At 48.6% G+C, this 11240-nt stretch carries 6 protein-coding genes; 3 read left to right on the top strand and 3 right to left on the bottom strand.

The window, feature by feature from the left end; translation table 11 throughout:
* The first annotated feature begins 22 nt into the window (after positions 1-22).
* Complete coding sequence (locus tag P2W83_RS05125) at positions 23-523, top strand: hypothetical protein (protein ID WP_276132623.1); 501 nt, start codon at positions 23-25, stop codon at positions 521-523.
* On the top strand, positions 520-5475 hold the full coding sequence (locus P2W83_RS05120) for a LamG-like jellyroll fold domain-containing protein (RefSeq protein WP_276132622.1): 4956 nt from the start codon (positions 520-522) through the stop codon (positions 5473-5475). Before P2W83_RS05125 ends, P2W83_RS05120 begins: the two co-directional genes overlap by 4 nt.
* Positions 5476-5757: 282 nt before the next feature.
* Here the strand turns inward: P2W83_RS05120 and P2W83_RS05115 are convergent, their stop codons facing one another.
* Positions 5758-7686 carry an OmpA family protein gene (locus P2W83_RS05115; protein ID WP_276132621.1) on the bottom strand — a complete coding sequence of 643 codons (1929 nt, stop codon included), beginning with the start codon at positions 7684-7686 and terminating at the stop codon, positions 5758-5760.
* A gap of 42 nt (positions 7687-7728) precedes the next feature.
* On the opposite strand from P2W83_RS05115, the gene P2W83_RS05110 reads away from it, so the two are divergent.
* Positions 7729-8946 (top strand): DUF2130 domain-containing protein, encoded by a 1218-nt coding sequence (locus P2W83_RS05110; protein WP_276132620.1) that lies wholly within the window; start codon positions 7729-7731, stop codon positions 8944-8946.
* Positions 8947-8967: 21 nt separating this feature from the next.
* Here the strand turns inward: P2W83_RS05110 and P2W83_RS05105 are convergent, their stop codons facing one another.
* Both P2W83_RS05105 and P2W83_RS05100 read right to left on the bottom strand, forming a co-directional pair.
* A complete protein-coding gene (locus P2W83_RS05105) occupies positions 8968-9948 on the bottom strand; it encodes an NAD(P)H-dependent flavin oxidoreductase (protein ID WP_276132619.1) in 981 nt (326 codons plus the stop codon).
* A 33-nt stretch (positions 9949-9981) separates the two neighbouring features.
* A complete protein-coding gene (locus tag P2W83_RS05100) occupies positions 9982-11226 on the bottom strand; it encodes a M16 family metallopeptidase (RefSeq protein ID WP_276132618.1) in 1245 nt (414 codons plus the stop codon).
* Positions 11227-11240 lie beyond the last annotated feature (14 nt).

The raw sequence follows: 11240 nt of genomic DNA, 5'->3' as shown, positions 1-11240 counted from the left end.
AGTACAATTAAACACAAACCAAATGAAACGATTACTCCTGATGGTCGGGTTATCCCTGGCCACGTTGTCTGTCTACGCACAGGCGACACGGGCAGACCGGGGCCCCGACCGTGCCCCAACGTCTGGTGCCCGCGGCATTAGCGCAACGTCGTCTGCCGCAACCGAACAGATCGTGCTGGCTTGCATCAACCAGCCGGGCTTTGAAAAGTATTATGCGGCCAACGGCAAAGGTGCTGTAAACGTTATGGGATTGCCGGCAGGCGTTCAGCTTGCGCGGGAGGCTACCGCCCGTGGCCGTTCCCTGAGTCTCAGGTCGACCGATCAAATAGCTTCGGGGTCGCTTTCCAACTATTTTGTGGTAGGCGCAGTAAAGAATGAAGGCAAACAGGTTGCTGTTTCTCTGACCTACTTCTACAACCATACCGAACAGGGCTACAAAGTAGTGATGGTGGATATGGATCTTGTTCAAAACGGAGACCAATATCAAATTGTTAACGCAGACTTTAAAGGAGACCTGTTATGAGAAAGAACATTTTGAAATTCGTATACGCTCTTGCTCTTCTTTTTGTAGCAGGACTGCCGGCTGAGTCATCAGCCCAGTTTAGTAACCCGGGTTTTGAGGACGGTACGCTTTCGGGCTGGACCGCGACCTCAAGCACTTCGGTGGTCTCTGGGTTTAATCAACAAAGCTGGCTGGTAACTCCGGCCAATACCCGTATGGCCCGTATCGAACCTGCATCAGGAACATCCAGGAGTTCTACGGAAACCTTTTTGGGATTGACTGCCGGTGCGCTGACCAACATGAATGCCAGCGTTATCAATGGTTCAACTAACTACGGAAGTATTAAGCAATCGGTTTTCCTGGGTGCTGGTCAAACCGTGAATGTATACTGGAACTATGTTTCCCAGGATTATTCTCCGTATAACGATGGCGTATTTGCCAGCCTGGTTGGCCCCGGCTACCAGCAACTGCAATTACTTGCCGTTACGGTTAATTCTTTTAGCTCACCGGGAACCATCGTTACCGGGAGCTATGGAAGTACTGGCTGGCATTCTGCCAGCTTTACTGCCGGTGCAGCAGGTACATACACCCTGGGTCTCGGCTGTTTCAATTACTCAGATCAGGCTGTTAACCCAATATTATTTGTGGATGACGCAGCTGGCGGTACGTCAGCTCCGGGCCAGCCTGTGGTAACTACCGATGCTGCTACCGGCGTTACTAGTACAGCTGCCGTAACAGGTGGCAACGTAACCAGTGATGGTGGCGCTGCTGTAAGTGCGCGTGGTGTGGCATATGGTACTTCGCCTGTTCCTACTACTGCTAATAATTTTACTACAGATGGTACCGGTACAGGCGCCTTTACTTCGAACCTTAGTGGACTCAGTATGGGTACAACTTATTATGTAAGGTCGTATGCTACCAACTCTGCGGGCACTTCTTACGGAAACGAGGTGTCTTTCACTACAGCTTCTCTTCCACCTGCGGGCGCATTGGACTTCGATGGTGTTGATGACTATGTTAGGATCGCGAATCCTTACAATAGCTTTGGCAATGAGCTGACCGTAGAATGGACAGCGATCATTGACCCGTCAAGCGGTATGGGATCAGGTATTTCGCAGTCGGCGGAGAACGTGAACACTTCTATGCAATGGCTGATGCACTATGTTCCCGGTTACCATGTTGTGCAGTTCTATATTAATGACAACGGCGTATCTAGGGACATAGAAGTGCCGGTAACTCCAGGTTGGCATAAGTATACTGGCGTAGCTAGTCCTGCCGGTATGAAGTTTTACAAAGACGGTGTGCTGGTGTCTTCATCACCCGTTGGTGTTACAAATCATTTAGTAAATGAACCTAACTCGGTTATAGCACTTGGTAAAGACAGCAGGTTCGCTACCCAAAGGTTTATGAAAGGCCAGATAGACGAAGTACGCATCTGGAACAGGGCACTGTGTGAAGGCGAGATAACAAACAATGTTGGCTGCGAACTCAGCCTGCCACAAAATGGCCTTGTTGAATATTATAGGTTCAATCAGGGCCTTATTGGTGGTAATAATACCGCAGTAACTACTCTTACAGATCTGAGCGCAAGCGGTAAGAACGGTACGCTGCAGAACTTCGCATTGACTGGTGGTACCTCTGACTGGGTTGCCGGAAATGCTTCGGGCACTTGTGCAGCTTTCGTTCCTCCTGTTGCTACGATCACACCGGTTGGTGGTGCAACAGGCTGCGGCTCAGTTGTGCTGAATGCGAACACAGGTTCGGGTAATACCTACCAATGGAAATTGACTGGTAATAACATAGCAAATGCTAACAACTCAAGCTACACAGCAACTGTAAGCGGCAGCTACTCCGTTGACGTTACTAAAACAGGTTGTACAGCCACTTCATCGCCACTAAGTGTAACCGTAAACACAATGCCGGCATTTTCGGCATGCCCGTCGAACATGAATGCAAATACAACCCCAGCTTCATGTAATGCAGTTGTGAACTATGCTACAAGCGCAACAGGTATTCCTGCACCAGCTATCACGTACACCTTGACTGGTGCTACAACAGCTAGCAGTTCAGGTAACGGCAGCGGCCTCTCTTTCAACAAGGGCGTTACCAATGTGCTTGTAAAAGCCACCAACTCGTGCGGTACAGCACAATGTTCATTTACTGTTACGGTAACTGACAATGTGAATCCGTCAGTAGCGGCTCAGAACATCACTGCTTACCTGGGTGCTAGTGGTACTGCCACTATTACACCGTCACAGGTTAACAATGGTTCTTCAGACAATTGCGGAACCCTGAACCTGAGCCTGGTAGGTGCTGGTTCAACAACCGGTACTATTTGTGCTATCGGTATTGAGCATGGAAGCGATGCAGTGCTTACAGCACCGGCAGGCGCTACTATTTCGGCTGTCAATTTTGCAAGCTATGGTACGCCAAACGGTTCATGCGGCAACTTCACAACAAGTGGCTGTCATTCTTCCAGCAGTATGTCTGTAGTTTCAAGCTTAGCGATCGGGCAAAACTCAGTAACTATCCCGGCTAGTAATACCCTGTTTGGCGATCCTTGCTTTGGCACAGGTAAACGCCTGTACATACAGGCTACTTACACAATGCCTAAAGTTTCTTCGCTGACTTACAACTGCAGCAACCTTGGTGCTAATACTGTAACACTGGTAGGTACTGACGGAGCGAACAATACTTCAACCACAACGGCTACTGTAACTGTATTGGATACCACAAAACCAGTACTGACAATTCCTTCCGGCATTACAGTTAGCTGCGATGGTTCTACTGCTACATCAGCAACCGGCATGGCTTCTGCTACAGACAACTGCGGTGCTACTGTTAGCTACGTAGATGCCAGCACTCAGGATGCTAACGTTAACAACGCAGGTCACTATAATTATGTGATCACTCGTACGTGGACAGCGACCGACGCATCAAATAACAGTGTATCAGCCAACCAGGCTATTACCGTTCAGGATGTAACGAAACCTGGTATCACAGTTCCTGCAAACGTTACTCTGAATTGCCAGGATGATAATTCAACAACTGCTAATGGTACAGCAACAGGTACAGACAACTGCTCGCCAGTTGCAATTACCTACAGCGATGCCAGCACCCAGGATGCTAACGTGAACAATGCTGGTCATTATAATTATGTGATCACTCGTACATGGACAGCAACTGATGTAACTGGTAACAGCATTTCAGCTGATCAAGTGATCACGGTACAAGACGTAACTAAGCCAGGCATCACTGTTCCGGCTAACGTAACACTGAACTGCCAGGATGATAATTCAACTTCGGCAAACGGTACTGCAACAGGTACAGACAACTGCTCACCAGTTGCAATTACTTACAGTGATGCCAGCACACAAAATGCTAACGTGAACAGTGCAGCCCATTACAATTATGTAATTACCCGTACATGGACAGCAACTGACGTAACTGGTAACGCTACATCAGCTAACCAGGTGATCACCGTTCAGGATATAACTAAACCTGGTATTACAGTTCCTGCAAGCGTAACGCTGAATTGCCAGGACGACAACTCGACTACCGCTAATGGTACTGCTACAGGTACAGACAACTGTTCACCAGTTGCAATTACTTATAGCGATGCCAGCACTCAGAATGCTAACGTAAATAATGCAGGTTACTACAACTATGTAATTACTCGTACATGGACGGCGACCGACGTAACTGGTAACAGCACATCTGCTGATCAAACCATCACCGTTCAGGATGTAACTAAACCAGGCATAACTGTTCCTGCAAACGTTACGCTGAATTGCCAGGATGATAATTCAACAACAGCAAACGGTACTGCTACTGGTACAGACAACTGCTCACCAGTTGCTATTACCTACAGCGACGCCAGCACTCAGAATGCTAACGCGAACAATGCAGGTCATTACAATTATGTAATTACCCGTACATGGACAGCGACTGACGTGACCGGTAACGCTACATCAGCTAACCAGGTGATCACTGTTCAGGATATCACTGCACCATCTATCACTTGCCCTGCTAACGCAACGGTAAGCTGTAAGACAAGTGTAGCAGACAATGGTTCTGCAACAGGTTCTGACAACTGCGCGCCAGTTGCTATAACAAGCAGCGACGTAAGTACTCAAAACAGCAACCCTGCTAACAGCGGTTACTACAACTACACGATCACCCGCACATGGAAAGCAACTGACGTGTCAGGTAACTTTACCACCTGCGACCAGGTGATCACGGTTCACGCGCTGAACAATGCAGCAGTTGCAGTGAGCCCTGTGAACACGATCAATGCCAACCACCAGATCCACACAATCTACCTGGGTTATGGTCCTCAGTCAGTGACTCTGAGCTCAACCGTTCAGGATGGTGTAGGTCCTCGCAACTACAGCTGGACCCCGATCACGGGTTGTGCTACGCCTGCTTCGGCAAACGCTTCAATGAGTCCGCTGGTAAGTACTGTCTACACAGTAACTATTACTGACGCTACCGGTTGCAGCATTACGCAAAGTATGCCAGTTCAGGTGATAGATGTACGTTGTGGCAACAAAGTGAAGATCTGCCATTATCCTCCGGGCAACCCTGCTAACACACAACAACAGTGTCTGCCAACATCGGCTATCGCAGCCCATCTGGCACACGGCTGTGTATTGGGCGACTGTCCGAGCAACAAGAACAGCGGAACTGGTGACGGTGAAGAAGGTGATAACCACGGTGTAAAAGCTATGGTAACTACAGATGTGAAAGTTTATCCGAACCCGAACACTGGCGCGTTCACAGTAGAACTGCCAGCAGGTCTTGAGAAGTCAGAAGTTGTGATCACGGATATGGCAGGTAAGGTTATCCAGAAACAAACTGCTCTTGAAGGCAACAAACTGCAGTTCGACCTCGGTCCGGTTGCACGTGGCATGTACATGCTGCACCTGACCAACGGCAGTCAAAACTTCAGAACAAGGATCTCGGTACAATAAAGTATCATAGGGGGCCTATTGCAAACAAAAGCGTCCGCATTATTGCGGGCGCTTTTTATTTTCATATGTAATATATAATTTGTATTTTTGCTATTGTAATAGATGTAGTGGCGAAAGAATATTAGGCCGCTTCACCTGCCTATCTCAAAAAAGCGACATCATGAAAACAGTAGAAAAGAGAAAACTTTCAACGCGCCCGGTATCATTTTGCAACATTTTTCTCGGCGGGAATGCCTGTTGATAGCGAAGTATGTAATTAGTGGCTATTCGTTTTGCTTGTAATTACCACCTTACGATCACCTCTACCCTGCGGTTCAGCCCGCGTTCTTCTTCCGTGTCATTCGATGCTATAGGATCTGCTTCGCCCCAGCCTTGCGGATGTACTGTGGAGTTGTCAATGCCAACCTCGTTGAGCGCCCGTGCAACTAAACCGGCTCGCATATAAGAGAGCTGTTCGTTGATCATTGGAGTGCCGGTATTATCGGTGTAGCCATGCACCATAATATATAAGCCCTGTTTGCTGAGCCATGGTGATATAGCTTCTTGAAGGGCAGCTTTGTCAGAGTCGGTAAGTGCAGCACTGTTCTTAGGGAAGTGGATAGTGAGTATGGTGCTATCGGTGATCGGCGCCTGGTAGCCCTGAGGTAGTAATGGGATATTGTGGTCAACCACTTGCATGGAATCAATTTCTGCAAGACGAATGGTATCACTAATGTCAAGATATCCAACGCGGTCGGCACGGTATGCATAGTTAGCCCCCAGCGGTAAAGTGATCATGTAACTGCCGTCGCCGCGGTTGGTAACAAAATGAAACAGGTCTTCACCGCTAGCATCGGCAACATAGATGCTGGCATAGTTAAGCTTGTCTTTGCCCACGCTGTCGTAAGTAAACCCCTTAACGATGGCAACAGGTACAGGTTGTAATTGCGCCGGCAATTTGATGTCGTAGATATCGTAGTTGCCCAGCACGCTATCGCGGTCTGAAGAGAAATAGGCCCGCTGACCGCCAATAGTGACGCTGATGCTGCTTTCGTTGGCAGTAGAGTTAATAGGGTAGCCCATGTTATGAGCTTGGGTCCAAACAGTATCCTTCACCCTACGTGCGAAGAATAAGTCTGATCCACCCAACCCAGTATGGCCATCACTACTAAAGTACAGTGTGTGGTTATCGATATGAAGGAACGGTGCAGTTTCGTTGCCTGGTGTATTGACGGTGGGACCGAGGTTGCGTGGCAGTTGCCAAAGGCCATCCTCGAAACGTGAGACCCATATGTCGAGCCCGCCGTAGCCACCTTCGCGGTCGCTTACGAAGTAGAGCTCGCGGTTATCGGCCGACAGGCAGGGCATACCTTCATAAGCTGGTGTGTTGATGGTTGCACCAAAGCTTTCGGGTACAGACCAGACACTATCGGCGGTATAGGCCATGAACAAGTCGCAGCCTCCCTGGTCCCATCCGTTCTCGCTTTTGTTCTCGCAACGGGTGAAGAACAGGTAGTGTCCATCAGCCGATACCATTTGAGCGCATTCTTGTGCGGCAGTATTAAGTGGTGCGCCAAGGTTGCGGCCAGTATACCAGCCACCGCATGTATCGCGTAGTGAGCGGTAAAAGTCCTGATCGATGCCGTTGACCTTGCGTGTATAGTAAAGCGTCTGTGTGTCGGCACTAACGTAAGGATGCATCTCCGGGTAGGGAGAGTTGATATCGACGCCGAGGTTGTGAACAGTGTCGCGCCATTTTTCGTTCATTGCTTTTTGCATGAACAAGGCCTGCTCTTTGAGTTGAACCCAATCGCCTGGGTCTTTTGCCGGAGCAGTTGCGTGAATGATCTGCAAGGCTTCTGTAGGCCTATAGCTGGCCAGGAAGCAACGCACCAGTGGTTTGGCAAAGGTCTTGTTACAGTCGCGGCAAGCTTTTGAACCTGCAGCAAATGTGGTGATGGCATTGCGGTAATCGCGGGCCTGGTAGTACCATTCACCGAGTGCACTATACGCTTCAACAAAAGAGGGACGTTCTTTGATAGCGGTGTTTATGTAAGCGATGGCCTCCTTGTTCTGCTTCTTTGCCCTGCTGATAAGCGCAAGGTCATACATGTATTGGGCACGGTCGGACAGCTGCGCATGCGCAGGTATGTATGGTGAAATAAAACAGATGGTAAGTAGCGCCGTCAACCGCATTACTGTAAAAATAATAACCTCAGCGGTTTTCTGCATTAAATCCGAACTTTGTATTTTCCGATATTATAAGAAAAACGTATGAGCACATCTATTACCTGTCCCAGCTGTGGGAATGAATTTGAGCCGAATGATGCGATCCGGGATGAGGTACAGAGGGAGTTGAGGGCCAAAATGGCCGAATGGATGAAGAAAAAGGATGATGAGTTTAAGAGGAAGGAGACGGAAAAGGAAGACGACTTCAAGAGACGGGAGGCAGAAATAGCAGGTCAGGTGGAGGAACTTGTCCGCAAGCGGGTATCGGGCGATTTTGAGACGCGCATGCGCTTTTTGGAGAACGAAAAGCTGGAAAAAGAAGCCCGCCTTAAAGATTCCCAGCGGAAGGAGCTGGAATTCCTGCAGCAGATACAGGAGTTGCAGAATAAGGATGTAAATAGAGAGCTGGAGATGCAAAAGCGTCTTCTGGAGCAGCGCAACTCGCTGGCCGAGCAGATACGTAGGGAGGAGACCGAGCGCATGTCGCTGAAGGAAGTAGACTACCAGATGAAGATGCGTGAGCTGGAAAAGCAGCTGGAAGACCAACGTAAACTGGCGGAAGAAATGCGCCGCAAGGCCGAACAGGGCTCTATGCAGTTGCAAGGTGAGGTTCAGGAGCTGGCCCTGGAGGAATTACTCCGCACGGCATTTCCGTTCGATGTGGTGAGCGAAGTAGGCAAGGGCGTACGTGGTGCAGACTGCATACAAACTGTGCGCAACAACTTTGGGCAAGAGTGCGGTAAGATCATTTATGAAAGCAAACGTACTAAAGACTTTAGCGCTGAATGGATAGAAAAGCTGAAGGCCGATATGCGTAGCCTTGGGGCTGACGTAGCTGTGATCGTAACGCAGGCCATGCCTAAGGACATGGATGAATTTGGAGAGAAGGACGGGGTTTGGATATGTACGTTTAGCGAAGTAAGAGCCCTGGCAACTGTTCTGCGTGACCTGGTGACTAAAGTATTTAACGCGAATAAAAGCCAGGAAAATAAGGGAGATAAGATGACCATGCTCTATGAATATCTTATCAGCTCTGAGTTTTCTGAGCAGTGGAAAGCTATCCGCGAAGGGTTCATGAATATGAAGATCTCCATACAGAAAGAACGCGACCAGATGGAAAAACTCTGGAAGGCCCGTGAGAAGCAACTGGAGAAAGTGTTGCTGAATGCAGCCCACATCAAAGGTTCTATTGAAGGCATATCAGGCATGGACGCTGTAGACCTTAACCTGATAGAAGACAACAATAGTTACTTGCTGGACTAATCCTGTAAGAGCTAGCGTTGATTAGTAAGTGAACGGATGACGTACAGCTGATTGGAATTCCTGCCATACTTCTGCTACGACATCAGCCGCGGGCTTTATCTCATTGATGATACTGCTAACTTGTCCAATCTCTAGTTCACCTTCTGAAAGGTCACCCTCAAACATGCCTTTCTTTGCGCGAGCACGACCCAGGAGATCCATCAACTCCTGCATAGAGGCACATTTCTCTTCGGCTTCTTTTACCTGGTCGTAGAAATGATTTTTTATGAGACGTACGGGCGTAAGTCGTTTCAAAGTAACGATGGTGTCTCCTTCTGCGGCTTCGATAACTGACTGCTTAAAGGCATCATGACTAGAAGCCTCGGGGGTGCATACAAATCGGCTACCCAGTTGCACGGCTTCTGCGCCTAAAGCCATTGCTGCCAGCATAGAGCGACCTGTAGCAATGCCACCTGCTGCTATCAGCGGGATCTTAATCGCTTCGCGTACAGCCGGTATCAAGCACATGGTAGTTGTTTCTTCACGACCGTTATGGCCACCTGCTTCATAACCTTCGGTTACTACCGCATCAACACCGGCTTCTTCGCTCTTCTTAGCAAACTTGGCGCTCGACACTACATGCACCACCGTTATGCCGTGTTCTTTTAACGTGCTGGTCCACGTTTTAGGATTGCCTGCAGAGGTGAACACGATGGGTACTTTTTCTTCCAGTATGATAGCGATATGCTTATCGATATCGGGGTAGAGCAGGGGAAGATTTACTGCGAATGGTTTATCGGTTGCTTGTTTACACTTCTGCACATGCTCTTTTAGAACTTCAGGATACATACTGCCGGCACCTATTATACCAAGGCCACCGGCGTTGCTCACGGCAGATGCAAGGCGCCAGCCCGATGCCCAGATCATACCGGCTTGTATGATCGGGTATTTGATGCCAAATAGTTGTGTTATGCGGTTGTCGAAGGACTCACCTCCGGCTGCAAACTTTCCGTCGAAAAGCATGTTGTGTAGTTGTGTATCGTGTAAATCTTTGAGTTATTCCTCCGGCTTTCTCCTATAATATAGCGTGCTACAGTTGTCGGGCCTGAAGATGTTCTTAGCTGTATCCTGCAAGAACGCTGAGGTAACAGACTGATACCTGTTCCACTCTTCATTTACCATCTGCGCATCCCCCAGCAATTCATAAAATGCCAGGTTGTTTGCACGTGAGAGCAGGGCCATATCCTCAAAGGTGATCATTGCCTCGATCTTATTTTTGGCTTTCTGCAGTTCGTCTTCTGTAACGCCCTCGGCGATCAGCTTTTGAAACTCTGCTTCTATAGCTGCATCAGCTTCTTCAAGTGTTTTGCCTTCAACGATCTTTCCTTCTACTACCAGCAATCCCGGGTCGAGGCTGCCAGTGTGGTAGCAACTGATATTGCTGAACAGCTGTTGTTCTTTTACCAGGCGCTGATAGAGGCGCGATGCAAAGCCATTGCCCATTATTTCAGTAATAAGGTCAGCGGCATAATAGGGTAGCGATAAGCGTCCATCAATATGCCATGCCTTGTATAACGCATCCAGTGGCACGTTTGCAAATACTGTTTTGGTACGTGCCGCTTCCTGGTGTGGCTCCGGTGTTATTTTGCGGACATATTTTTCTCCCGATGGAATGTCGCCAAACCATTTTTCAGCAAGCACTCGAACGTCTTCGGTAGTCACATTTCCCGCTACGCAAAGTATCGCATTCACCGGGCGGTAGTGTTTATAAAAGAAGGCCTTAACGTCCTCCAACTGTGCTTCTTCGATATGCTTCAATTCCCTTCCTATGGTCATCCATTGGTAAGGGTGAACAACATAAGCCAGCTCACGCAGGTGCTGCCAAGCGTCGCCGTAAGGCTTGTTGAGATAATGCTCCTTGAATTCTTCACTTACCACTTTGCGCTGTACATCCAGGCTTTTCTCGCTGAATGCCAGTGCTTTCATACGGTCGCTTTCCAGCCAGAAAGCTGTTTCCATATTTTGCAATGGCAACTGGATATAGTAGTTGGTTATATCGTTGGTTGTATATGCATTGTTCTCGCCACCAGCCATTTGCAGCGGCTCATCATATACAGGAATATGCTCTGAGCCTCCGAACATCAGGTGTTCAAACAGGTGTGCGAAGCCAGTACGGCTGGCGTCTTCATCGCGGGCGCCTACATCGTATAGTACGTTGACAGCTGCCATAGGAGTAGTTGCGTCCTGGTGCACCAGAACACGCAGGCCATTATCCAGTGTAAATCTTTCAAACTGAAGCATAGGAGGACAAAGTT

Origin of the sequence: Polluticoccus soli (assembly GCF_029269745.1) — a bacterium.
GTDB lineage: Bacteria > Bacteroidota > Bacteroidia > Chitinophagales > Chitinophagaceae > Polluticoccus > Polluticoccus soli.
This window is presented reverse-complemented; position numbering and strand designations above follow the sequence as displayed.

Excerpts from the sequence above, each read along its gene's own strand:
- P2W83_RS05115 (WP_276132621.1), bottom strand. The coding sequence starts at position 7,686 with ATGCAGAAAACCGCTGAGGTTATTATTTTTACAGTAATGCGGTTGACG.
- P2W83_RS05125 (WP_276132623.1), top strand. The coding sequence starts at position 23 with ATGAAACGATTACTCCTGATGGTCGGGTTATCCCTGGCCACGTTGTCT.
- P2W83_RS05105 (WP_276132619.1), bottom strand. The coding sequence starts at position 9,948 with ATGCTTTTCGACGGAAAGTTTGCAGCCGGAGGTGAGTCCTTCGACAAC.
- P2W83_RS05110 (WP_276132620.1), top strand. The coding sequence starts at position 7,729 with ATGAGCACATCTATTACCTGTCCCAGCTGTGGGAATGAATTTGAGCCG.
- P2W83_RS05100 (WP_276132618.1), bottom strand. The coding sequence starts at position 11,226 with ATGCTTCAGTTTGAAAGATTTACACTGGATAATGGCCTGCGTGTTCTG.
- P2W83_RS05120 (WP_276132622.1), top strand. The coding sequence starts at position 520 with ATGAGAAAGAACATTTTGAAATTCGTATACGCTCTTGCTCTTCTTTTT.